At 62.2% G+C, this 25,054-nt stretch carries 19 protein-coding genes; 4 read left to right on the top strand and 15 right to left on the bottom strand.

What is annotated here, in order from left to right; genetic code table 11:
- On the top strand, positions 1-568 hold a 568-nt coding region (locus tag QU481_RS17440; protein ID WP_289831273.1), incomplete at its 5' end, for a transposase.
- Between the two features lie 68 nt (positions 569-636).
- Here QU481_RS17440 and tyrS read toward each other — a convergent pair.
- The 12 genes from tyrS to gltB all read right to left on the bottom strand — a co-directional run bounded on the left by tyrS (position 637) and on the right by gltB (position 16,516).
- Positions 637-1,911, bottom strand: a complete 1,275-nt coding sequence (tyrS, locus tag QU481_RS17435; protein ID WP_289831303.1) for a tyrosine--tRNA ligase — start codon at positions 1,909-1,911, stop codon at positions 637-639.
- 115 nt (positions 1,912-2,026) lie between these two features.
- Positions 2,027-2,479: a ClpXP protease specificity-enhancing factor gene (locus tag QU481_RS17430; RefSeq protein ID WP_289831302.1), complete on the bottom strand. Its 453-nt coding sequence runs from the start codon at positions 2,477-2,479 to the stop codon at positions 2,027-2,029.
- 9 nt (positions 2,480-2,488) lie between these two features.
- Positions 2,489-3,091 carry a glutathione S-transferase N-terminal domain-containing protein gene (locus QU481_RS17425; protein ID WP_289831301.1) on the bottom strand — a complete coding sequence of 201 codons (603 nt, stop codon included), beginning with the start codon at positions 3,089-3,091 and terminating at the stop codon, positions 2,489-2,491.
- 223 nt (positions 3,092-3,314) lie between these two features.
- Positions 3,315-4,073, bottom strand: a complete 759-nt coding sequence (locus tag QU481_RS17420; protein ID WP_289831300.1) for a cytochrome c1 — start codon at positions 4,071-4,073, stop codon at positions 3,315-3,317.
- A gap of 17 nt (positions 4,074-4,090) precedes the next feature.
- On the bottom strand, positions 4,091-5,434 hold the full coding sequence (locus tag QU481_RS17415; RefSeq protein ID WP_289831299.1) for a cytochrome b: 1,344 nt from the start codon (positions 5,432-5,434) through the stop codon (positions 4,091-4,093).
- A gap of 19 nt (positions 5,435-5,453) precedes the next feature.
- Positions 5,454-6,038, bottom strand: coding sequence for a ubiquinol-cytochrome c reductase iron-sulfur subunit (gene petA / locus QU481_RS17410; protein ID WP_289831298.1), 585 nt, complete (start codon positions 6,036-6,038; stop codon positions 5,454-5,456).
- A 119-nt stretch (positions 6,039-6,157) separates the two neighbouring features.
- Positions 6,158-6,904 carry a Nif3-like dinuclear metal center hexameric protein gene (locus QU481_RS17405; RefSeq protein ID WP_289831297.1) on the bottom strand — a complete coding sequence of 249 codons (747 nt, stop codon included), beginning with the start codon at positions 6,902-6,904 and terminating at the stop codon, positions 6,158-6,160.
- A 110-nt stretch (positions 6,905-7,014) separates the two neighbouring features.
- Complete coding sequence (gene groL / locus QU481_RS17400) at positions 7,015-8,658, bottom strand: chaperonin GroEL (RefSeq protein WP_289831296.1); 1,644 nt, start codon at positions 8,656-8,658, stop codon at positions 7,015-7,017.
- Positions 8,659-8,709: 51 nt separating this feature from the next.
- On the bottom strand, positions 8,710-8,997 hold the full coding sequence (gene groES, locus QU481_RS17395; protein WP_289831295.1) for a co-chaperone GroES: 288 nt from the start codon (positions 8,995-8,997) through the stop codon (positions 8,710-8,712).
- A gap of 272 nt (positions 8,998-9,269) precedes the next feature.
- Complete coding sequence (locus QU481_RS17390) at positions 9,270-10,373, bottom strand: MraY family glycosyltransferase (RefSeq protein WP_289831294.1); 1,104 nt, start codon at positions 10,371-10,373, stop codon at positions 9,270-9,272.
- Positions 10,374-10,543: 170 nt separating this feature from the next.
- The gene (locus tag QU481_RS17385; protein WP_289831293.1) at positions 10,544-11,956 is read right to left on the bottom strand and encodes an FAD-dependent oxidoreductase; all 1,413 of its coding nucleotides are present in this window, start codon (positions 11,954-11,956) and stop codon (positions 10,544-10,546) included.
- A 114-nt stretch (positions 11,957-12,070) separates the two neighbouring features.
- Positions 12,071-16,516, bottom strand: a complete 4,446-nt coding sequence (gene gltB / locus QU481_RS17380) for a glutamate synthase large subunit (protein WP_289831292.1) — start codon at positions 16,514-16,516, stop codon at positions 12,071-12,073.
- A gap of 276 nt (positions 16,517-16,792) precedes the next feature.
- Between gltB and QU481_RS17375 the strand changes: the two genes are divergently transcribed.
- From QU481_RS17375 to QU481_RS17365, 3 genes are all read left to right on the top strand, one after another.
- Positions 16,793-18,307 (top strand): phospholipase D-like domain-containing protein, encoded by a 1,515-nt coding sequence (locus tag QU481_RS17375; protein ID WP_289831291.1) that lies wholly within the window; start codon positions 16,793-16,795, stop codon positions 18,305-18,307.
- A 351-nt stretch (positions 18,308-18,658) separates the two neighbouring features.
- Positions 18,659-20,923, top strand: a complete 2,265-nt coding sequence (locus QU481_RS17370; protein ID WP_289831290.1) for an arginine/lysine/ornithine decarboxylase — start codon at positions 18,659-18,661, stop codon at positions 20,921-20,923.
- A 91-nt stretch (positions 20,924-21,014) separates the two neighbouring features.
- Positions 21,015-21,650 carry a VC0807 family protein gene (locus QU481_RS17365; protein WP_289831289.1) on the top strand — a complete coding sequence of 212 codons (636 nt, stop codon included), beginning with the start codon at positions 21,015-21,017 and terminating at the stop codon, positions 21,648-21,650.
- Positions 21,651-21,836: 186 nt separating this feature from the next.
- Here QU481_RS17365 and QU481_RS17360 read toward each other — a convergent pair whose 3' ends face one another.
- The 3 genes from QU481_RS17360 to QU481_RS17350 form a co-directional block, all read right to left on the bottom strand.
- Positions 21,837-22,595, bottom strand: a complete 759-nt coding sequence (locus tag QU481_RS17360; protein ID WP_289831288.1) for a peptidoglycan DD-metalloendopeptidase family protein — start codon at positions 22,593-22,595, stop codon at positions 21,837-21,839.
- 182 nt (positions 22,596-22,777) lie between these two features.
- Complete coding sequence (locus QU481_RS17355; RefSeq protein ID WP_289831287.1) at positions 22,778-23,920, bottom strand: trans-sulfuration enzyme family protein; 1,143 nt, start codon at positions 23,918-23,920, stop codon at positions 22,778-22,780.
- A 451-nt stretch (positions 23,921-24,371) separates the two neighbouring features.
- Positions 24,372-25,037, bottom strand: coding sequence for an amino acid ABC transporter permease (locus tag QU481_RS17350; RefSeq protein WP_289831286.1), 666 nt, complete (start codon positions 25,035-25,037; stop codon positions 24,372-24,374).
- Positions 25,038-25,054: the final 17 nt, after the last annotated feature.

Genomic DNA, 25,054 nt, shown 5'->3' with positions numbered 1-25,054 from the left:
CCGAATGAAGGTGTCGCCGCAAGCAAGGGAACACACTCCGGCCCTGCCATCCCACTGGGAAGCGCGGGCCATCGAAACGGTGTCTCGGCATGGGCGCCGGCGCATCTTGTTGACCTCCTTGCTGGATGCCAAGGCGTGGCCGGCCAAGGAGATCGCGGCGCAATACCAGGAACGCTGGCAGATCGAGACCAGCTACCGCGAGCTGAAGCAGGACATGTTGGGGGACGAATTGACGTTACGCAGTGGCACTCCAGAGACCGTCCGACAGGAAGTTTGGGGGACGCTCTTGGCCTACAACCTGGTCCGACTGGAGATGGCTGAGATCGCGCGGGAAGTGGGGGTTGCGCCGACCGATCTTAGCTTTACGACAGCGCTGCATTATTTGCGCTATGAGTGGAGCTGGCTGGCGATCAGCAGCCCCGGCACCTTGCCGGCGCGCTTGCTGCGTCTGCGGGAACGCCTCGGGGAGTTGTTGCTACCGAAACAACGGCGGGGGCGTGAATGCCCCCGCGTGGTGAAAAAGCTGCCGTCCCGTTACCCAATCAAACAGGTTCGATCTGCTAAGTGAACGGCATTACGCCATCACGGCGCGATTTTGCATGTGGCCAACCTTCGAGGTTGGCCGAATCGTCGCGATTACTGCCAGATCACCAGGCAGTGGTTCTTCTTGCCGCGACGCAGCAGCGTATAGCGGCCGAAGCGGCGATCGGTGTCGCCCATCGCGTAGCTCAGCTCGGTGACCTTGGCGCCGTTCACCACCGCCGCACCGCTCTCGATAAAGCCACGCGCCTGGCTCTTCGACGTTGCCAGCTCACCGGCCACCAGCGCGTCGATCAGGCTGCCCTGCTCGCGCGACAGCGTCACAGTCGGCAAGCCGTCGAGCGCCAGCTGCTCGAAGTCGCCTTCGGTCAGCGAGCTCTGGTCTTCCGCGAACAGGCTATGGCTGATGCGCTGCGCCGCCACCACCGCATCGCGGCCGTGTACCAGCTCGGTCGCCTTCTCGGCCAGGATGCGCTGCGCCTCCGGCTTGGTACCGCTTGCCTGATCAGCCGCTTCGATTGCGTCGATCTCCTCGACCTCCAGGAAGGTGAAGTATTTCAGGAAGCGGTAGACGTCGGCATCGGCGGTGCCGAGCCAGAACTGATAGAACTTGTACGGAGACGTCTTTTTCGCGTCCAACCAGATGGTGCCGCTCTCGGTCTTGCCGAATTTGGTGCCGTCCGACTTGGTGACCAGCGGCAGGGTCAAGCCAAACACCTGCTGGTGGTTCAGGCGGCGAGTCAGATCGATACCGGCGGTGATATTACCCCACTGGTCCGAGCCGCCGATCTGCAGCTGGCAGCCGTAGCGCTTGTTGAGTTCAGCAAAGTCGTAGCCCTGCAGCAGGCTGTAAGAGAACTCGGTGAACGAGATACCCACGTCGTCTCGGTTGATGCGCTGCTTCACCGACTCCTTGCTGATCATCGCGTTGACCGAGAAATGCTTGCCAACATCGCGCAAGAAGTCGAGCACATTGATCTGGCCAAGCCAGTTGTAGTTGTTGTCGACGATGGCGGCGTTCTCGCCCTCGAACGACAGGAACGGCTCGACCTGCGCACGGATCTTGTCGACCCAGCCAGCGATTACATCGAGCGTATTGAGCTTACGCTCGGTGGCCTTGAAGCTCGGATCGCCGATCATGCCGGTAGCCCCACCGACCAGTGCGATCGGACGGTGGCCGGCCAATTGGAAGCGCTTGAGCGTCAGAAGCGGCACTAGGCTGCCAATATGCAGGCTGTCGGCAGTCGGATCGAAACCGCAATACAGCGTCACCGACTTTTCGGCCAACAGCGCATCGAGCGCCTCGGCATCGGTGGTCTGCGCGACCAGCCCGCGTGCCTGCAGGGACTGGATCAATTGGGGTTCCTTCATAACACTCTCCATCAAGATTGCGGTCCGAGCGGCTTATCGCCTCGGAACGTCGATAACGGTTGCCCGGTATGAAAAACCCGCCTGCGGCGGGTAGGCGGGATAGTCGAACGGCAGCCTATTTGACGATGCGCAGAGACGGCCGACCGCTCGGACGCGGTGGCGGGTCGCCATCCGGCGTCGTGCCGGAGGTCGCCGGGACGGGCCCCGACTCTACCGGCTTGAGCGCCACCGGCTCGCGTACTGGCGGAGTCGGCTCGGTCTTCTCAACCTCGAAGCCCATTCCCTCTCCGGTCTCGCGGGCAAAAATCGACATCACATTGCCGACCGGCACCCACAATTCGCGGGCTACGCCGCCGAAGCGGGCTGAAAACGACAGCCACTGGTTGTCGATGTGCAGGTTCTTGGTGGCGCCCGGGCCGATATTCAGCACGATTTCGTTGTTTTTCACGAATTCGCGCGGCACGTCGGTGTGCTCGTCGACCCACACCACCACGTACGGCGTGTGTCCGTTATCGCAGCACCATTCGTACAGCGCACGGATCAGATACGGTTTGGTACTGCCGGACATGGCCGCTCCTTACTTGCGCATGGCCTTTTCGGCCGGGGTCAGCGAGTCGATGAAGGCCTGGCGCTGGAAGATGCGCTCGGCGTACTTCAGGATAGGCGCAGAAGCCTTGCCCAAGTCGATGCCGTAGTGCTCTAGACGCCACATCAGCGGCGCGATCGCCACGTCGATCATCGAGAACTCATCGCCGAGCATGAACTTCTGCTTGGTGAAGATCGGGGCGATCATCGTCAGGCCCTCGCGGATCGCTTCGCGAGCCTTGTTGGCTTCCTTACCGGTGGCTCCGCTCTCCAGCGTCTTCACGTGGGCGAACAGTTCCTGTTCGAAGCGGAACAGGAACAGGCGGGCGCGGGCACGCATCACCGGGTCGGCCGGCATCAGTTGCGGATGCGGGAAGCGCTCGTCGATGTACTCGTTGATGATGTTCGATTCATGCAAGATCAGATCGCGCTCGACCAGCACCGGCACCTCGTTGTACGGATTCATCACCGCGAGATCTTCCGGCTTGTTATGGATGTCGACGTCGATGATCTCGAAATCCATGCCCTTTTCGAACAGGACGATACGGCAGCGCTGGCTGAACGGGCAGGTGATCCCGGAGTACAAGGTCATCATGGTGATATGGTTATCCCTGGAAATGGCAATCGTTAAACCGTGCGATTGTAGCATCCACGCGGTTCCTTTTTCCAGTTTTTGCAGACAACCCATTGACAGACAAGGGGAATTACCCCTTTCTTCACACGATTACTCACCCGCGACCAAGCGCAGCGTGAAACCAGCCGCTCCATGCAAAAAGGCGGGGATATCCCCGCCCTCTTCCAGCCATGCCTCGCTGCGCTTAGTGAATGTCTTTCCAGTATTCCTTCTTCAGGAAGTAGGTAAGCGGCAACAGCAGCAAGCCGAGGAACATCAGTACGGCATAACCAATCTGGCGGCGGGTCACCTGCGCCGGCTCGCCCATGAACACCAGGTAGTTAGTTAGATCTTTTATACGTTTATCGTAGTCCAACGTATTGGCCTTGCCGTTCTCCAGCTTGGTCATCGTGCCGGCCTTCACCAGCTCCAACTTCTTCACCTCGTGCCCTTCGGCGTCCTTCGTGGTCTTCAGCACCTGATCGCCCTGCAACTCCCACAGCACGTGCGGCATCGCCACCTTGTCGAACACCAGGTTGTTCCATCCGGTCGGGCGGCTCGGATCACGATAGAAGCTACGCAGATAGGTGTACAGCCAATCGGCACCACGCGAACGCGCAGTCAGCGAGAGATCCGGCGGGGTGTTGTCCAGCCAGAGCTTGGCGTCTTTCTTGGTCATCGACACCGTCATCTGGTCGCCGATCTTGGCACCGTCCGGCAGCAGGTTGTCCTTGATCTGCTGCTCGGACAGACCGATGTCCATCAGGCGATTGTAACGCATCATGCTCGCCGAATGGCAGGACAGGCAGTAGTTCAGGAAGACCTGCGCACCACGCTGCAGGCTCTCGGTGTCCTGGATGTCGATCTCGGCCTTGTCCAGCGCCGGGCCCTCTTCGGCCGCATGAGCCGCCAGCGGCAGCATCAGCGCGGCAGCGGCGAGCAGATGACGAATTTTGGTTTTCATGTCGGTCATCCCCTTGATTACACAAGCTTGGCGAACAGCGTCGCGCCGATCACGGTCACTGCGACCAGGACCAGGAACACGAGCTGGCGGCGGCCGTTGGTGTCGGTCACGCGCTCCGGCACCGGGGTGCGGCCGACGTCGTTCTTGGTGTAGAACGGCATGCCGAGGAAGAATGCGAAGTAGAGCACCGAGAAGATCTGCGAGATCAGCGTGCGGCTCGCGGTCGGCGGCAGTGCGCCGAGGGTACCCAGGCCAATGAAGCTGATAATGAACAGTGTCAGCATGATCTTGAACTTCGGACCACGGTAGCGGATCGACTTGACCGGTGACTTGTCCAACCACGGCAACAGTGCGATCAGCACCACGGCAGCGCCCATGCCCAGCACGCCCCATACCTGGGTACCGAGGAAGGAGGGAATCGCGCGCAGGATCGCGTAGAACGGAGTGAAGTACCACACCGGCGCAATGTGCGGCGGGGTCTTCAGCGGGTCGGCCGGGTCAAAGTTCGGGTGCTCCAGGAAGAAGCCGCCCATTTCCGGCATAAAGAATACGATCGCCGAGAACACCACCAGGAAGACCGCGACGCCGAGGATGTCCTTCACGGTGTAGTACGGGTGGAACGGGATGCCGTCGAGCGGGATGCCGGTGGCTGGATCCTTGTGCTTCTTGATCTCCACGCCGTCCGGATTGTTCGAGCCGACTTCGTGCAGCGCCACCAGGTGGGCCACCACCAGCGCCAGCAGCACCAGCGGCACGGCGATCACATGCAGGGCGAAGAAGCGGTTCAGCGTCGCGTCAGACACCACGAAGTCACCACGGATCCACACCGACAGGTCTGGGCCGATCACCGGGATCGAGCCAAACAGGTTCACGATCACCTGGGCGCCCCAGAACGACATCTGGCCCCATGGCAGCAGGTAGCCCATGAAGGCCTCGGCCATCAGGCACAGGAAGATCAACGAGCCGAACACCCAGATCAGTTCGCGCGGCTGCTTATACGAGCCGTAGATCAGGCCGCGGAACATGTGCAGGTAGACCACGACGAAGAACATCGAGGCGCCGGTGGAGTGCATGTAGCGGATGATCCAGCCGCCGGCCACGTCGCGCATGATGTATTCGACCGACGCGAACGCCACCGGCAGGCCGGCGCCGTTGAGCGTGCCATCCGGTTTGTAGTTCATGGTCAGGAAGATGCCGGTAACGATCTGGATCACCAGCACCAGCATGGCCAGCGAACCGAAGAAGTACCAGAAGTTGAAGTTCCTCGGCGCATAGTACTCGGTGATGTGCGCCTTCATCGTGGACGTAAGCGGGAAGCGCTCGTCAATCCAGTCGAGAATGGTTTGCCCTTTGTTGTTCATTAGAGTTCGCCCTCAGCCTTTATTTGTCTTCGCCGATCAGCACGCGCGTATCCGACAGATACTTGTGCGGCGGGATTTCAAGGTTTTTCGGAGCAGGCACGCCCTGGAACACGCGGGCGGCCAGGTCGAACTTGGAGCCGTGGCACGGGCAGTAGAAACCGCCGAGCCATTGCGGGCCAAGGTCCGCCGGCGCAAGGTCCGGGCGGAAGGTCGGCGAACAGCCCAAGTGAGTACAGATGCCTACGGCGACCAGCAGGTTGGGTTTGATCGAACGGGTTTCGTTCTGGCAGTACTTCGGTTGCTGGTCGACTTCGGACTTCGGGTCGACCAGGCGATCATCGTTCTTCGACAGGTTCTTCACCTGCTCCGGAGTACGGTTAAGCAGCCAAACCGGCTTGCCGCGCCACTCCACGTTGATCTTCTGGCCCGGCTCGATCTTGCTGATGTCCACCTCCACCGGCGCACCGGCCGCCTTGGCCCGCTCCGAGGGGAAGAAACTCATCAGAAACGGCGTCGCCACACCAGCCACGGCTACTCCCCCTACCGCGCTGGTCGCCACCGTCAGAAACCGACGGCGCCCCGTATCCACTTGATTTTCATTCATTTTCAGTCATCCCTAACTTGGCAACCGAGCATATTAACTGGTCAATCTTACCCGATTAAGAGCATGAACTTGAAGATGTTATCTAAATAATGCGGCTCGACAAACAAAAAAACCCTGTTTCAAACAGGGTTAGCCAAATCCACATGCACAACAGCCAGTCCCGTTTCGGTCGCCAGCCAGTCGCCGAGCGCCTTGACTCCGTAGCGCTCGGTGGCGTGGTGACCCGCCGCGATAAAGGCGACGCCGCTTTCCTCGGCGATATGATAGTTCTGCTCCGACACCTCCCCGGTGATAAAGACATCGGCCCCCTGGGCAATCGCCTGCTCGAAGAAGCCCTGCGCCCCACCGGTACACCAGAATACCCGTTCGATGCGTCGCGCCGGGTCGCCGAGCAGTAACGGCGGTCGCGTCAGAGCCGTGTCGACCCGCTCGACCAGGCTCTGTGCGGTGATCGGCGCGGTGCAGCGGCCATACCACAGCAGCCCCTGGTCGCCGGTCTGCCCCTCGGCCACCAGCCCCAGCTGTTCGGCCAATGTGGCGTTGTTGCCTAGCGTAGGATGCGCATCCAGCGGCAAGTGATAGGCGATCAGGCTGATGTCATGCTCGAGCAGCGCTTTCAGCCGCACCCGCTTGATCCCGGTAATGCGGGCATCTTCGTTTTTCCAGAAATAACCGTGATGCACCAGGATCGCATCGGCGCCTTCGGCGATCGCCGCATCGATCAACGCCTGTGATGCGGTGGTGCCGGTCAACACCTTCCTTACCTCCGCGCGCCCTTCCACCTGCAGGCCGTTCGGGGCGTAGTCTTTGAAGCGCCAGGGTTCGAGCGTGCCGTCAAGCAGCCGGATCAGTTCGGTCAGTTGCATACATTGTTCCTCTTCACAATGCCTGCATTGTGGCACGCTGCGCGCTGGCATGAAAAAACCCCGCGGAAATCCGCGGGGTTTTCGGTCGGCGGGTTAGCCGAACGGCTTGATTACATCATGCCGCCCATGCCGCCCATACCACCCATGCCGCCCATGTCCGGCATTGCCGGCTTGTCTTCCGGCAGCTCGGCTACCATGGCGTCGGTGGTCAGCATCAGGCCGGCGATCGACGCGGCGTTCTGCAGCGCGGTGCGAGTCACCTTGGCCGGGTCCAGCACGCCCATTTCGATCATGTCGCCGTACTCGCCGCTGCCGGCGTTGAAGCCGAAGTTGCCCTTGCCTTCCAGCACCTTGGCCACTACCACGCTCGGCTCGTCGCCGGCGTTTTGCACGATCTGGCGCAGCGGCGCTTCGATCGCCTTCAGCACGATCTTGATACCGGCGTCCTGATCGGCGTTGGAGCCCTTCAGGGTTTCCAGGGTCGCACGAGCACGCAGCAGCGCAACGCCACCGCCAGGCACCACGCCTTCTTCAACGGCGGCACGGGTCGCGTGCAGCGCGTCTTCGACACGAGCCTTCTTCTCTTTCATTTCAACTTCGGTCGCAGCGCCAACCTTAATCACGGCCACGCCGCCGGCCAGCTTGGCCACGCGTTCCTGCAGCTTCTCACGATCGTAGTCGCTGGTCGCCTCTTCAATCTGGCGACGGATCTCACCGACACGTGCGGTGATCTGGTCAGCAGAACCAGCGCCGTCGATGATGATGGTGTTTTCCTTGCCGATCTCGACGCGCTTGGCTTGGCCCAGATCGTCCAGAGTGGCCTTTTCCAGGGTCAGGCCGACTTCCTCGGCGATCACCACGCCACCGGTCAGGATGGCGATGTCTTGCAGCATGGCCTTGCGACGGTCGCCGAAGCCCGGAGCCTTCACGGCGACGGTCTTCAGGATGCCGCGGATGTTGTTGACCACCAGGGTCGCCAGCGCTTCGCCTTCAACGTCTTCGGCGATGATCAGCAGCGGGCGGCCAGCCTTGGCCACTTGTTCCAGTACCGGCAGCAGGTCGCGGATGTTCGAGATTTTCTTGTCGAACAGCAGCACGAACGGGTTGTCCAGCTGGGCGATCTGCTTGTCCTGGTTGTTGATGAAGTACGGCGACAGGTAGCCGCGGTCGAACTGCATGCCTTCCACGACGTCCAGTTCGTTCTGCAGCGACTTGCCGTCTTCAACGGTGATCACGCCTTCCTTGCCGACTTTTTCCATCGCGTTGGCGATGATCTCACCGATGTCGGTGTCAGAGTTGGCCGAGATCGAGCCCACCTGGGCGATTTCCTTTGAGGTCGCGCACGGCTTGGCGATCTTCTTCAGCTCTTCGACCAGGGCGACCACCGACTTGTCGATGCCGCGCTTCAGGTCCATCGGGTTCATGCCGGCGGTCACGTACTTCATGCCTTCCTGCACGATGGCTTGCGCCAGCACGGTCGCGGTGGTGGTGCCGTCACCGGCCACATCGGAAGTCTTCGAAGCAACTTCCTTCACCATCTGCGCACCCATGTTCTCGAACTTGTCCTTCAGTTCGATTTCCTTGGCGACCGATACACCGTCCTTGGTGATGGTCGGGGCGCCGAAGGAGCGGTCCAGCACCACGTTACGGCCTTTCGGGCCCAAGGTCACTTTGACCGCATCGGCCAGAACATTCACGCCAGCGACCATGCGTTGACGGGCGGAATCACCAAACTTTACGTCTTTAGCTGCCATTGCTGCTTCTCCAAATCAGTATTCGGTTGATCGTGTTGCGCGGGGCGTGACTTATTCCACGATGCCCATTACGTCTTCTTCGCGCATCACCAGTACTTCCTCGCCATCTACCTTGACGGTCTGGCCGGAGTACTTGCCGAAGATCACCTTGTCGCCCACTTTCAGGTCGAGCGCGCGGCGTTCACCGTTGTCCAGGATCTTGCCGTTGCCGACGGCGAGCACTTCGCCCATGTCCGGCTTTTCGGCGGCAGCGCCAGGAAGAACGATGCCGGAAGCAGTTTTTTCTTCAGCTTCCAGACGCTTGATGACCACGCGGTCGTGCAAAGGACGAATTGCCATTGATCTCTCCAAATAAGCGTTGGCGTTGAGAATGAAAGCTCAATCAAATCAGCGGATTGACCGGGTGCTTTAGCACTCTCCGGTATCGAGTGCTAATAATAGGGATGACCCTGGGGCTTTTCAAGAGGCCACTGGCCCCCGACGATGCAAACCCAGATGGGGCAAGAACCGGCCGATTTCAAGCCGGCGACGGTTTTAGGCCGCCGCAGAAACGACACAGCCGGCCCTGGGCCGGTTGTGTGCTGTGTGTAGACAAGCGAGTAAACGGGTGGTCAATGCTTGCGCTTCTTGCGCAGCACCAGCCAACCCGGCGTACGGAAGCGGATGATCATCCGGTACAGACCAACGTAGGCAAGCACGAACAGCACGACGAAGCCAAGCAAGGCCGTGGTGTTGTCCCAGAACAGCATGGCTGGCACGACCGCCAATGAAGTCAGCGCCCAGAGATATGGAGACGTCAGGCTATTGCGATCGGTGAGGTGGCGTGCCTCACGCGAACCGACCATCCAGCGCACCATGCGCTTGTAGACCATCTGGTGCAAATGCAGGGCGTCCGGGTAGCCGATCGACCGCCCCTGGAGAAACTTGCGCCGATAGATCGAGAACAACGTTTCGAACACTGGGTAGATGACCAGCAGCAAGGGGAACCACGGAGATACCTGCGGATGGCGAGCCACCAGCAGCACAGAAACCTCAGCGATCAAAAAACCGACCAGATAAGCGCCGCCGTCACCGGCGAAGATCAAGCCACGGGGGAAGTTCCAGCACAGGAAACCGACGAGGCCGCCCACAGCAGCCAGGCTCAATCCCAACAGGGAGATATCGCCCACCTTGAAACTGACATAGGCGAGGGCAAGAAAGATAAAGATCGACACCATGCCGGCCAAGCCGTTGTAGCCATCGATGATGTTGATCGCATGAGCAACGCCGCCCACTGCAAAAACGGTGAACAGCAGGGATAGAAACCAATAGCGCTCAAGAATGCTGTCGACACCAGGGATGGCCAAACGGCTCAGCCCCGCCTTCAACAGCCAGAACCCCAGCATTGCCGCGACGAACGTGGCTAGCAAACGCGGCAACGGCCCGATGCGCTTGGTGACATCCTCGGTCAGCCCAGCCAGATAGGCCGGCAGCGACGAGGCCAGCAGCAACCACATTTCGACACTCTGCCACTTAAGGCTCGCGACACAAGCCCCCGCCACGATGCCGGCCATCACCGGCACTCCGCCGATGCGAGGTACCGGTGTGGCATGAAACTTCTGCACACCGTTCAAATCATGATCCGCGGTGAAGCGGGCATGCACATGCAGGAAGCGGATGATCAGGACACCCATCAAAAAAGACGCCAGCAGTGCGCCAAAGACGATCATCAGCATAAAACTAGTTTTGGAGCTTTTTGTAGAAGCAGGCCCACATTATGCCAGCAAGGCACTCCATGCCGACAGAGTAACGTGTAACGGGGCGTACCGAAGTACAGCAAGGCCCAGGCAAGACAAAGCCCACACACGGTGGGCTTTGACTTTACGCTGTTTCCTTTACCACTCGTTTACCACACGCCCAGGTAGGCCAGCATGCCCTCGGCCGCCTGGCGGCCTTCAAACACCGCACGCACCACCAGGTCCGCGCCGCGCACCTGGTCGCCACCGGCGAAGATCTTCGGGTTGCTGGTCTGGAACTTGTGCTCACCGCAGCTCTTGGCAATGGTACGGCCACGCGGATCGGTCTCAATCTGAGCCTGATCGAACCAGGATTGGCGCTCGACCTGAAAGCCGAAGGCGACGATCACGTGGTCGCACTCGAGCAACTGCTCCGACCCCGGCACCACCTCGGCGTTGCGCCGGCCCTTCGCGTCGGCGTCGCCGAGGCGGGTCTCGGCCAGCTTCAGGCGCAGCGAACCGTCGGCGGCCTGCTCGATGCCGAGCGGCTGGCGGTTCCACAGGAACTCGACGCCCTCTTCCTTCGCATTGGCCACTTCACGCTTCGAGCCCGGCATGTTCGCCTCGTCGCGACGGTAGGCGCAGATCACACTCTCGGCGCCCTGACGGATCGAGGTGCGGTTGCAGTCCATCGCTGTGTCGCCACCGCCGAGTACCACCACGCGCTTGCCAGCCATCGATAGATGGGCTTCGCCGTCCAGCGTGCCCATGCTGTTGCGCACGTTGTTGACCAGGAACGGCAGCGCTTCGAGCACGCCCGGCAGGCCCTCGCCGTCAAAACCGCCCTTCATGTACTGATAGGCACCCATGCCCATGAACACCGCGTCGTACTCTTCGAGTAGCTCGTCGATGCTGACGTCGCGGCCGATCTCGGTATTGAGGCGGAACTCGACGCCCATCTCTTCCATGATCAGGCGGCGGGTCTTCACCACGTCCTTTTCCAGCTTGAATTCGGGGATGCCGAAGGTCAGCAGACCGCCAATTTCCTCGTAGCGGTCGAACACCACCGGCTTCACGCCGTTGCGCACCAGAATGTCGGCGCAACCGAGGCCAGCCGGGCCGGCGCCGATGATTGCGACCTTTTTGTCGGACCAGACGACTTTTGACATGTCAGGGCGCCAGCCGGCCTTGAATGCCTCGTCGGTGATGTATTTTTCCACCGAACCGATCGTTACCGCGCCGAAACCGCCCTGGTTCAGCGTACAGGATCCCTCGCACAGGCGGTCCTGCGGGCAGACGCGGCCGCAGATTTCCGGCAGGCTGTTGGTCTTGTGCGACATCTCGGCCGCTTCGAACAGCCGACCTTCCTGGACCAGCTTCAGCCAGTTCGGGATGTAGTTGTGAACCGGGCACTCCCACTCACAGTAGGGGTTGCCACAGGACAGGCAACGGCCCGCCTGCTCCGCCGCGTCGGCCTTGGCCAGCGGCGTGTAGATTTCCTTGAATTCGATCTTGCGTACTGCCACGTCAACCTTGTCGCCGGGGTTGCGCTGCAGATTCATAAACTTGAATACGTCACCCATGGTGGTCTTCCGGTGATCGGCGCCGGCTTCCGGCCCGCGCCGAGGTCATTCCTATCCTTGCCTGTCGTTGTCGGGTTGGCCGAACCGAGTTCGGCCAACCTGCGATCTTGCGGCTTAGTCTTTGAGCAGGCTGTCGAGCTTGGCGGCCTTCGGCTTCACCAGCCAGAAATAGTCGACGTAGTCGTCGAAGTTCTCCAGCATGGCGCGCGCCGCTTCCGAACCGGTCAGTTCCACGTGCTTGGCGATCTTGTCGAGCAGGAACGCGCGGTACATGCCCATCGCCTCGCCGTTGATCAGGTGGATGTCGATCAGCTCGTTATTGACGCGGTAGGCGAACTTCTCGCTCGGGTCGTAGACGAAGGCGAAACCACCGGTCATGCCCGCACCGAAGTTGTAGCCGGTCTCGCCCAGCGAGATCACGCAGCCGCCGGTCATGTATTCGCAGCAGTGGTCACCCGCGCCCTCGATCACCGCCAGGGCGCCCGAGTTACGCACGCCGAAGCGCTCGCCGGCGATACCCGCCGCGAACAACTGGCCACCGGTCGCGCCGTACAGACAGGTGTTGCCGATGATGGTCGCTTCGTTCGACTTGTAGCTAGCACCCTTCGGCGGGTAGATCACCACGCGGCCGCCGGCCATGCCCTTGCCGACGTAGTCGTTGGCATCGCCTTCCAGCTCCAGCAGCAGGCCCTGGGCGTTCCACACGCCGAAACTCTGGCCGGCCGAGCCCTTGAACTTCACCGTCAGGCAGCCGTCCGGCAGGCCGGCGGCGCCGTGGCGCTTGGCGATCTCTCCGGACAGGCGCGCGCCGATCGAGCGGTGGATGTTCTCGATGCCGTATTCGAGCGTCAACATCTGCTTGTTCTCGATCGCGCTCTGCGCGTCGGCCAGGATCTGCTCGGCCAGCTCGCCCTTGTCGAAGGACGGGTTGCGCTCGCTCACGCAGAAGTGCGGCTCCGATGCCGGAATGTGGCCTTGCGAGATCAGCGGAGTCAGGTCGAGTTTCTGCTGCTTGGCGGTGTCGCCGCCGACAAGCTCAATCAGATCGAGGCGACCGATCAGCTCTTCCATGGTGCGCACGCCCAGTTGAGCCATCAGCTCGCGGGTTTCCTCGGCGACGAACTTGAAGTAGTTCATCACCATTTCCGGCAAGCCGAGGAAGTACTTCGAACGCAGCTTCACTTCCTGGGTGGCGACACCGGTCGCACAGTTGTTCAGGTGGCAGATGCGCAGGTACTTACAGCCCAGCGCGATCATCGGCGCGGTACCGAAGCCGAAGCTCTCGGCGCCGAGGATGGCCGCCTTGATCACGTCGAGACCGGTCTTCAGGCCACCGTCCGTCTGCATCCGCACCCGGCCGCGCAGGCCGTTGGCGCGCAGCACCTGCTGCGCCTCGGTCAGACCCAGCTCCCACGGAGTACCGGCGTACTTCACCGAGGTCAGCGGCGACGCACCGGTGCCACCGTCGTAGCCGGAGATGGTGATCAGGTCGGCGTAGGCCTTGGCCACACCGGCGGCGATGGTGCCGACGCCCGGCTCGGCCACCAGTTTCACCGACACCAGCGCTTCCGGGTTCACCTGCTTCAGGTCGAAGATCAGTTGGGCCAAGTCTTCGATCGAGTAGATGTCGTGGTGCGGCGGCGGCGAAATCAGGCTGATGCCCGGCTTGGAGTGACGCAGCTCGGCGATCAGCGGGGACACCTTGTCGCCCGGCAGCTGGCCGCCTTCGCCCGGCTTGGCGCCCTGGGCTACCTTGATCTGCAGCACTTCGGCGTTCACCAGGTAGTGCGGGGTGACGCCGAAGCGGCCCGAAGCCACCTGCTTGATCTTGGACATGCGCTCGGTGCCGTAGCGGGACTGGTCTTCGCCACCTTCACCGGAGTTGGAACGACCACCCAAACGGTTCATCGCGGTGGCCAGCGCCTCGTGCGCCTCCGGCGACAGCGCGCCCAGCGACATGCCGGCGGAGTCGAAGCGCTTCAGGATGCTCTCGACCGGCTCGACCTGCTCAATGGCGATCGGGGTCACGTCCTTCAGCTTCATCAGGTCGCGGAACATCGCCACAGGGCGGGCGTTCACCAAGTGCGCATAGGTCTTGTACGCGTCGTAGTCGCCGTTCTGCACCGCCTTCTGCAGCATGGTGACCACGTCCGGGTTGTAGGCGTGGTATTCCTCGCCGTGCACATACTTGAGCAAGCCCCCCTGCGCCAGCGGGCGCATCGGGTTGAAAGCAAAGCGCGACAGCTGCTTCTGGTCGGTTTCGAAGTCGTCGAAGTTGGCACCGGCAATGCGGGTCACCGTGCCCTTCAGGCACAGGTCGACCACGTCCGGATGCACCCCGACCGCCTCGAACAGCTGCGAGCCGCGGTAGGAGGCAATGGTCGAGATGCCCATCTTCGACAGCACCTTGAGCAGACCCTTGTTGATGCCCTTGCGGTAGTGCTGCAGCGCCTCGTTCACCTTCAGCGACACTTCGCCGCGGTTCACCAGCTCGACGATGGTCTGGTAGGCGAGATACGGGTAGACCGCGGTCGCGCCGTAGCCGATCAGCGCGGCGATCTGGTGCGGGTCGCGAGCGGAGCCGGTTTCCACCACGATATTGGTCTTACAGCGCAGGCCGGTGTCGATCAGCGCATGATGCACCGCACCCGTGGCGAACAGCGCGTGGATCGGAAGGCGGTTCTCACCGACGTTGCGATCGGACAGCACCACCACCACCGTGCCTTCGCGCACCGCATCGGCCACATGCTGGGTCAGCTTCTCGATCGCCGACTTGAGATCGGTTTCCAGCGGGTCGTAGCACAGGTCGAAGGTGGTAGCCTTCAGGTGCGCTTCCGGACGGGTGGTGACGCGGGTGAACTTCTCATGCGACAGCACCGGGCTACGCACTTCGAGGCGCTTGGCGTGTTCGGCCGACTCCTCGAACATATTGCGTTCCGGGCCGAACACGGTGTTCAGCGACATCACTACCGCCTCGCGGATCGGGTCGATCGGCGGGTTGGTCACCTGGGCGAACTGCTGGCGCAGGTAGTCGAACGGCGAGCGGATCTTGCGCGATAGCACCGCCATCGGGGTGTCGTCGCCCATCGAACCGATCGCTTCCTGGCCGTCTTCGGCCAGTACGCGCAGGATCTGGTCGCGCTCTTCGAAGGTCAGGTTGAACAGCTTCTGGCGCTGCAGCAGCTCGTCGGCGCTCAGCGCCTCGATGCCGCTATCGTCCTCGATCGACAGTTCCAGGTACTGGGCGCTGTCCTTGATCCACTGGCGGTAAGGTTTGGCGCTTTTCAGTTGCGCATCGATGTCTTCCGGCATCAGCAGGTCGCCGGTTGCAAGATCCGCGGCGAACAGCTGGCCCGGTTTGACGCGACCCTTGCGCACTACATCTTCCGGCTTGTAGTCCCACACGCCCACTTCCGAGGCGATGGTCAGCACATTGTCACGGGTCAGCACCCAGCGCGCCGGGCGCAGGCCGTTGCGATCCAGCAGACAGGCGGCATAGCGGCCGTCGGTCAGCACGATGCCGGCCGGGCCGTCCCACGGCTCCATGTGCATCGAATTGAATTCGTAGAAGGCGCGCAGGTCCTTGTCGGTGGAGTCGACGTTCTGCCAGGCCGGCGGCACCAACAGGCGCAGCGCGCGGAACAGCGGAATGCCGCCCATCAGCAGGCCTTCGAGCATGTTGTCGAGGCTCATCGAGTCCGAACCGTCGGTCTGCACGATCGGACGTACCGTGTCCATATCCAGGTGCGGCGACTGCAGAATCTGCTCGCGCGCCTTGGCCCAGTTGCGGTTGCCCTGCACGGTGTTGATTTCGCCGTTGTGGGCGAGGAAGCGGAACGGCTGGGCCAGTTTCCACTGCGGCCAGGTGTTGGTCGAGAAGCGCTGGTGGAACACCGCCAGGCTGGACTCGAAGCGCTCGTCCTTCAGGTCGAGGAAGAAGTTCGCCAGGTTGTCCGGCGTCACCAGACCCTTGTACGACATCGTGTGCGGTGACAGCGTCGGCAGGTAGAAATAGGCGTCATCAGCCTTGTTGGCCTTCTCGGCGAGACGGCGGCCCATGTAGAGACGACGCTGGAAAGTCAGCTCGTCCATGCCGAACGGGCAGTTCACGAATACCTGAGAAATGGCCGGCAGCGTCTGCAGCGCGGCCTCGCCACAGGCGGAGACGTCAGTCGGCACGGTACGGAAACCGGCGACCTCGAGCTGCTGGGCTTCGAGATATTCCTTCAGGCGCCGCAGGCTGCGCTTGCCGGCCTCCTCGTCGGGATGGTGGAATACCAAGCCAGCGGCATAAGACGCTTTCAGACCGATCCCGCCCTCTTCGGCAACTGCACGCAGGAAACCGTCCGGTTTGCGGAACAACAGGCCACAGCCATCGCCCGACTTGCCGTCGGCCGCCACCGCACCGCGGTGGGTCAGCTTGGCGAGCGAAGAGATCGCGGTCTCCACCAACCAGTGGCTAGGTTTATCGTCGAGCTGGGCGATAAGGCCAAAACCGCAGCTGTCCTGTTCGAAATCCGGGCTATACAGGGTACCCTGCAGCCAGCGCTGTCTATCCATACCTTCTACCTGCTGATATTTGTGAAACGAATGATTCGATTCTAAAGGTAAGGCAACAGCAGCCGCAACCGCTTTTTGTGCAGCGCATAAGCCTATTAAAAACAAGCGTTTGCGCGCATTTTTTGCCGAAAATATTGAAAATTCTTAGACTTTTTTGACGGTTTTATTTCCATTTTTCCGACGTTGACATTCGAAAACACGACCTACTGGAAAAGCATTCCGAACAATCCAATCCATCGTAAAAGGAAGAGAAATGGATATTGTTAGGCAAAATACATGCACAAGACTGAGCCAGTGTCGGCCAAGCTCGAACTGATCCGCCAGCTGGCCGACCAGGCGTTCTCGCGATCGGCCGGCGCCCCATTGGTCAACGGCAATCGAGTCGAGCTCCTGTTCGATAGCACCGAGAACTTCCCGGCCTGGAAGGACGCGATCGCCGGTGCCAAGGAATCGGTGCTAATCGAGATGTATATCTTCGCCAATAACCGCTACGGTCGGCAGCTGCGCGAGTTGTTGGCCGAGCGGGCAACCGCCGGGGTAAAGGTGCGCTTGCTGTACGACTGGCTTGGCTCCTGGAAGGAGCACCTCACCGGCTTCTTCAAGCCCATCGTCGCAGCTGGCGGCGAAGTGCGTGCGTTCAACCCCCCGTCGCTGGTAGGGGGGCTGAGCCTGTTGGGACGCGACCATCGCAAACTGATCGTGGTCGACGGTCAAGAGGCTTTCGTGTCTGGGCTGTGCGTGTCGAGCCTCTGGGAAGGCAATCCGGCGCGCCAACTGCCACCTTGGCGCGACACCGGGCTGCGCCTTGCCGGTCCCCTGGTCGCCGACGCGATAGCGGCGTTCGCCGACAGCTGGGAGAGCTGTGGCACACCACTGTCGGATGATGCCCCTCCCCCTCACGCGGGGCCGACCGGCCCGGTTGCAGCCCGCCTGATCGCCACCACGCCGGCCACCGCCAACGTGATGCGGCTTGATCTGATGATTGCCAGCTTCGCCCGCCGCACGCTGTGGCTGACCGACGCCTACTTCATCGGTGCCGGCACCTATCTGGCCGCGCTGCAGAACGCAGCTCGTGATGGCGTCGATGTCCGCCTCTTGGTGCCCCGCTCCAGCGACATCGGCTGGATCGCCACCGTGTCACGCACGCTGTACCGGCCGCTATTGGAGGCCGGGGTACGGGTGTTCGAATGGAATGGTCCGATGATCCACGCCAAGACCGCCGTTGCCGACGGGCGCTGGGCCAGGATTGGCTCGACCAACCTGAACGCGTCAAGCTGGCTCGCCAACCGTGAGATCGACGTCGCCATCGAGGACGAGGTGCTGGCCAGTCAATTGGCCAGCAAGTTCTTGCAGGACCTGCAGAACGCTACCGAAGTGGTATTGGCCGGGCCGCGTCAACGCCCGACGCTGACCCGGCGCCGGCCACGCGATGTGCTGCTGCCGGTCTCGCCGCGCAGTTCGGCAGCGGCCGGCGCTTCGGCCGCTGCCCGCCAAGCGGCGCGGATCGGCGATGCCGTCGGCGCCGTGGTGCGCGGCAGCCGCAACGTCGATGCCAGCGAGGCGGCATCGTTCCTGACCATCGGCCTGTCGCTGCTGGCGCTGGCGCTGGCGATCGGCTTCTTCCCTTATCTGGTCGCTGCGCCGCTCACGCTGCTGCTGGTGCTGACCGGCGGAGCGATAACAGTGAAGGCACTCGGTCTTTACCGGGCCCGGCGGCGCAAAAAACAACATGCCTCCCAGCTGGCCGACAAGCCGGCCCCCACACACGACGACTCGTCACCCATGCCATAAAATCAACGATTTACAGCCGCACTCTGCCGTAGCTGCGAGGCAAGGTCGGTGCTGATCTTGTCTCCTGCACCGACCGTCTGCCGTGCCGGCTGGCACCGCGACACACTTTGTAACGTAATCCGACAACAATGCACCCTGCAAAAGGGCTACACTACGCGCCGTTTTTCCGGGTAGTTCCAGGCCGGCTGGCGGACGGTTGCCGAATCGGGCCCGGGGATAGGCTGCAAACTCAGCCTGCCTCGCAGGTACCACGCATCCAGTACGCACCGCGGCGCAAAGCGCCCCCTCCCCAGCGCCCCAAGGCAGGTGTTTTCCTCGCCCCTCGCGCACCGAGACAGTAAGGACTCAGGTATGCGTTTTCACTTTCCGCTCGTCATCATCGACGAAGATTTCCGTTCCGAAAACACCAGTGGCTCCGGCATCCGCGAACTTGCGGCCGCCATCGAAACTCAGGGCATGGATGTGATCGGCTATACCAGCTTCGGTGACATCACCTCGTTCGCCCAGCAGCAAAGTCGCGCAGCCGGCTTCATCCTTTCGATCGACGACGAGGAGTTCGGCTCGGGCACCCCCGAGGAGACCCAGCAAGCGCTCGCCAACCTGCGAGCCTTCGTCGCTGAGATCCGCCGCCGCAACCCGGACATTCCGCTCTACCTGTACGGTGAGACGCGCACCTCGCGCCACATCCCCAACGATGTGCTGCGCGAGCTGCATGGCTTCATCCACATGCACGAAGACACGCCGGACTTCGTCGCGCGCCACATCATCCGCGAGGCGAAGTCCTATCTCGATAGCCTGGCGCCGCCGTTCTTCAGCGCGCTGGTCGATTACGCCTACGACGGCTCCTACTCCTGGCACTGCCCGGGCCACTCCGGCGGCGTGGCATTCCTGAAGAGCCCGGTCGGCCAGATGTTCCACCAGTTCTTCGGCGAAAACATGCTGCGCGCCGACGTGTGCAATGCAGTCGAGGAACTCGGCCAGCTGCTCGACCACACCGGCCCGGTGGCCTCCTCGGAGAAGAACGCCGCGCGCATCTTTAACGCCGATCACTGCTTCTTCGTCACCAACGGCACCTCGACCAGCAACAAGATCGTCTGGCACAGCACCGTCGCCGCCGGCGACATCGTGCTAGTCGACCGCAACTGCCACAAGTCGAACCTGCACGCGATCATGATGACCGGCGCGGTGCCGGTGTTCCTGATGCCGACCCGCAACCACTACGGCATCATCGGTCCGATCCCGAAGTCGGAGTTCGAGCCGGCCACCATCAAGAAGAAGATCCTCGCCAACCCGTTCGCGCGCGAGATCCTGGCCCAGCACCCGAACGCCAAGCCGCGCATCCTGACGATCACCCAGTCGACCTACGACGGCATTCTCTACAACGTCGAGGAGATCAAGGGTCTCCTGGACGGCGAGGTCGACACGCTGCACTTCGACGAAGCGTGGCTGCCGCACGCAACCTTCCACGACTTCTACGGCGACTTCCACGCCATCGGCGAGGATCGGCCCCGCTGCCAGGAGTCGATGATTTTCTCGACCCAGTCGACGCATAAGCTGCTCGCCGGCCTGTCCCAGGCATCGCAGATCCTGGTGCAGGATCCGGTCAACCGTCAGCTCGATACTGATAGCTTCAACGAAGCCTACCTGATGCACACCTCGACCAGCCCGCAGTACGCGATCATCGCCAGCTGCGACGTGGCCGCGGCGATGATGGAGCAACCGGGCGGCCAGGCGCTGGTCGAGGAATCGCTGGTCGAGGCGTTCGACTTCCGCCGCGCAATGCGCAAGGTCGACGAGGAGTACGGCGACGACTGGTGGTTCAAGGTATGGGGGCCGGATAAGCTGTCCGACGACGGCGTCTGCGACCCGGCCGACTGGACACTGCGCGCCAACGAGCGCTGGCACGGCTTCGGCCCGGTAGCCGAGGACTTCAACCTGCTCGACCCGATCAAGGCAACGCTGATCACCCCGGGCTTGGACGTCGACGGCGAGTTCGCCGACAGCGGCATTCCGGCGGCGGTCGTCACCAAGTACCTGTCCGAGCACGGCGTGGTGGTAGAGAAGACCGGCCTTTACAGCTTCTTCATCATGTTCACCATCGGCATCACCAAGGGCCGCTGGAACACGCTGATCTCGCTGTTGCAGCAGTTCAAGGACGACTACGACAAGAACCAGCCGATGTGGCGCATCATGCCGGAGTTCGTCGCGAAGCAGCCGCAGTACGAGCGCGTCGGCCTGCGCGACCTGTGCCAGAAGATCCACGACGTCTACCGCCGCCACAACATCGCCCGACTGACCACCGAGGTCTACCTGTCGGACATGGTGCCGGCGATGAAGCCGTCGGACGCGTTCGCCAAGATGGCGCACCGCGAGATCGAACGGGTGCCGATCGACCAACTGGAAGGCCGCATCACCGCGGTGATGCTGACCCCGTACCCGCCGGGCATTCCGCTCTTGGTGCCGGGCGAGCGCTTCAACAAGACCATCGTCGACTACCTGCGCTTCGCCGAGGACTTCAACCGCGAACTGCCGGGCTTCGAGACCGATGTGCACGGCCTGATCGCCCAGGAGCGCGACGGGCGCCGGGTGTACGGCGTCGACTGCGTAAAGCAGTAAACGACCACGGCGCGGACTTTCCGCGCCGTTTTTCCATCCGGCCCAAGGCGCCGCGATTCGGCCAACCTTGGGCCATTGACAGAAGGACCCGATGTCCAAACGCCTCGTCTTCGTGCTCGACCTGATCGTCAACCTGGCGCTGCCCTGGCTCGCCTACAAGCTGACGGTGGACCGCTTTGGCGAATTCGGCGGCCTAGTCGCCTCGGCGATCCCGCCGATGCTATGGAGCTTGGTCGAGCTGGCGCGGTTTCGCCGGCTCGATCCGATCAGTGCCCTGGCACTCGGCGGCATCGCGCTGTCGCTATTGGGCCTCGTGCTCGGCGGCAGCCCGCGTCTGCTGCTATTGCGCGAGTCGCTGCTGTCCGGCGTGATCGGCCTGGTGTTTCTTGTCTCCCTGCTGTTCCGGCAGCCCTTGATCTATCACCTGGCGCACGCGACGCTGCGGCGCGAGGGTGGCGACCGGGCCGACGAGCTGCAGCGACGCTGGCAGGATAATCCAGTGATGCGCCGCGCGCTGCGCATGATGACCCTGGCCTGGGGGATGGGGCTGACCGGCGAAACCGCGCTGCGCAGCTGGATGGCGTGGAACTGGAGCAGCGAGCGCTTCCTGGCGGTATCGCCGCTGATAGGCTACGGTATCTACGGCGGGCTGATGCTGTGGACGTTCTGGTACCGGCGCCAGCTGAGCCACCTGCGGGCCGCTCCGCTGCCGTCACAAACAGCCTGAACCCGATCCTCAAAAGCAGGCTCGCAACAGCTTGCACCAATGACGTGTCGGTCATCTCGACGCCGCCGTTCTCCTTGTACCGTATTTCCGTTTCTTCGCGAACGCCTGGCCCGCGCGGCGGGGTTGGGAGGCTCAAAAGCAAACGGCCGCCCCATTGGGCGGCCGTTTCTATTCAATGCCTACGTTTCAAGGCAGGTATTGCATCGGATCGATCGCCTTGCCTTGATAGCGCAGTTCGAAGTGCAACTGGGTGCGGTCGGCAGCGGTGCTGCCCATCAACGCGATCTTCTGCCCCTGGCTGACACGCTGCCCTTCCTTGACCAACAGGCTCTGGTTATTGGCATAGGCAGTCAGGTAGTTGCTGTTGTGCTGGATGATCACCAGGTTGCCGTAGCCACGGATATTGGTACCGGCAAACGCCACCTTGCCGGCGGCGGCGGCCTGGATGGACGTGCCTGCGCCTCCACCGATATCGATACCCTTGCTGGCGCTGCCGTCGAAACGTCTGAGCAACGGCCCCTTCACCGGCCACTGCAGCGACAAGGCCTGAGCCGGTTTGGACGGCGCGGGAACTGGAGATGGAGCAGAGGAGGGAGACGGAGCGGGGGATGGAGCAGGAACCGGCGCAGGCGTCGGCTTATGGGCCGACCCCGCCGGCGGCAACGGCCTGGTCGGCGCCGGAGCGCCGCCTGCCGGCGGCACCACGCGCAGCACCTGCCCTGCATCGATCTGGGCGGCGTTGGCGAGATTGTTCCAGCGTGTCAGCTCGCCGACGCTGCGACCGTTGTTCTTGGCGATGCGATACAGCGTATCGCCTTGCTGGACGCGGTAATAGCCAGGGGGAACCGGTCCGCTAGTGCTGGCGCAGGCGGCAATGAGGCCTGCGCACAACGCCGCGCAGGCAGTCGCCCGCATGCGGATAAAATGGAACAGGGAAAATCGCATGGCCGCCATTCTAGCATCGACGTGCCAAATGGACGCATCACCCCCTTTTCCTAGCCGCTCAGCATAGCCTTGACCTTGCAGAGCAGCTCAGGCATCGACCGGACCGGCCCTCCTCGTGGCTTCTATTTCGCCTATCAGCCCGGTCTGCCCAAACAGCCTCCCATCCTCCTCCACGGCAGAGCTCAGCCGAGCGCCTGCGCCAAGTCGGCGAGCAAGTCGTCGATGTCCTCGATGCCAATCGACAAGCGCAGCAGCCCCTCGCGAATGCCGAGCTTCTGCTTCTGTTCGACCGGCACTGAACCGTGCGACATCGTCGCCGAATGGTTCACCAGCGATTCTACCCCGCCGAGCGATTCGGCCAAGGCGAACAGCTTCAACCGCTCGGCAACGCGGCTCGCCGCCTCGCGGCTGTCGTCCTTCAGATAGACCGACACGATGCCTCCAAAACGGCGCATCTGTTTCGTCGCCAGCGCGTGGTTCGGAAACTCCGGCAGGCCCGGGTAGAACACCCGCTCGATCGCCGGATGCGCCTCAAGGAAGGCGGCGACGCGTTCGGCGTTGTCGCAGTGGCGATCCATTCTGAGTGCCAGGGTCTTGATACCACGCAAGGTCAGAAAGCAGTCCTGCGGCCCCGGCACCGCACCTGTCGAGTTCTGGATGAAGCGGATCGCCTTGTAACGGGCCTCATCGTTCAAGGCCACCAGTCCCAGCAGCACGTCGGAGTGGCCGCCCAGATACTTGGTCGCCGAATGCACCACGATGTCGGCGCCCAGTTCGAGCGGGTTCTGCAGATACGGTGTCGCAAAGGTATTGTCGACCGCCACCGCCACGCCGTAGCGATGCGCCTCGGCTGACAGTGCTGCGATGTCCACGATGCCTAGCAGCGGGTTGGTCGGCGACTCCAGCCACAGTAGCTTGACGTTCGCCGTCAGCTGATCGGCCAGGCTGGCCGGGTCAGAAAGATCGGCGAAACGCACCTCGATGCCCTGCTCGGCCAGTACCCGAGTCAGCAGGCGGTAGGCACCGCCATATAGATCGGCCACTGCCAACACCGCGTCACCCGGCTTCAGGCTAGCGCGCAGCACTGCGTCGATCGCCGCCATGCCGCTGGAGAAGGCCAGGCCGTAGCGGGCGTTCTCCAGGCTAGCCAGACAGTCCTCCAGTGCCGCACGGGTCGGCGTGCCACTGCGCGCATACGAGTACGGCAGCTCCTCGCCGACATGGTGGTGGGCGAACACCGAGGTCTGATACAGCGGCGGCATAACGGAGCGATTATGTTGGTCGGGGTCATGTCCGATGTGGATCGCCCGTGTCGCAAATTTCATTCGATTTCTCCCGCTGTTTCGCTAGTGGACAGCCCAAACCGACCGGAAATCGGCCTCGAGCTACCCATTCAAATTTCATGACCCCTACCCTACGGTAAACGGACCAACCTCTGTCGGGAACAGGCTGCCAATGCACCGATCAAGACGTGGCCAAGCGCTGTTTGCACCACAGCCCCATCGTAACGACGCAGAGCCCTCCGCATGCTGCCTAGCGTAACTCCCGACAAAGCCTCAACAATGCACGCTATATTCTGCCTCATTCAGCAGTCAAACCGGCGTTTGCCGGCCATGCACAGCTGGTATAGCAACTTACCACAATGCTCGGCGAGCAAACGACCGGCTCATGTGTGCACCGTTCTCGAAGCCAAGCTGAGGGCCTGAGCACCGGCTCGCGGATACGACAACGCCCCGTGGCAACGGGGCGCTATGCTGGCTCTCTATTCGGCCGCATTCAGCGTTGGTGCGCGCGTTCCAGGCGCAATTCGACCCGCTTCTGCAGCCGCTCGAAGCTGGCCGACAGGACCCAGTATACGCCCGCCGCAGCCAAGTACAGCGGCAGCGGTTGGAAAGTCTGCGCGATTAGCTCCTTGGTCGCCAGCATCAGCTCGGTGACGGTGATCACCGACACCAGCGAGGTGTCCTTGATCAGCGAGATCAGACTGTTCGACAGGCTGGGCACAGCGAGGCGCAGCGCCTGCGGTGCCACCACGAAACGCATCGTCTGCCACCAGGAGAAGCCCAGCGACAGGCCGGCGTCCCACTGTCCCTTGTGCACCCCGGCGATCGCGCCGCGCATGCTCTCGGACAGATACGCAGCCACGTTCAGCGTCAGCGCCAGGATGCCGGCGCTCAGCGGCGAGAATTCGATGCCGATGCTAGGCAGGCCGTAGTAGATCACGAAGATCTGCACCAACAGCGGCGTACCGCGTATCAGGCTGACATACAGTGCGGCGATCTGCGCCAGCACCGGCACCTTCGCCACCCGTACCAAGGCGACCACGAAACCGAGCGCCAGGCCGAGCACCATCGATGCCACCGCGAACGCCAGCGTGTAGCCGGTGCCCTGCAACAATACCGGCCACGCCAGCTTGACCAGCTCCCACCAAGGATGATCCATGCACTCTCCCAAAGACG

It is taken from the genome of Crenobacter oryzisoli (assembly GCF_030385785.1).
In the GTDB taxonomy this organism is placed as follows: Bacteria; Pseudomonadota; Gammaproteobacteria; order Burkholderiales; family Chromobacteriaceae; genus Crenobacter_A; species Crenobacter_A oryzisoli.
This window is presented reverse-complemented; position numbering and strand designations above follow the sequence as displayed.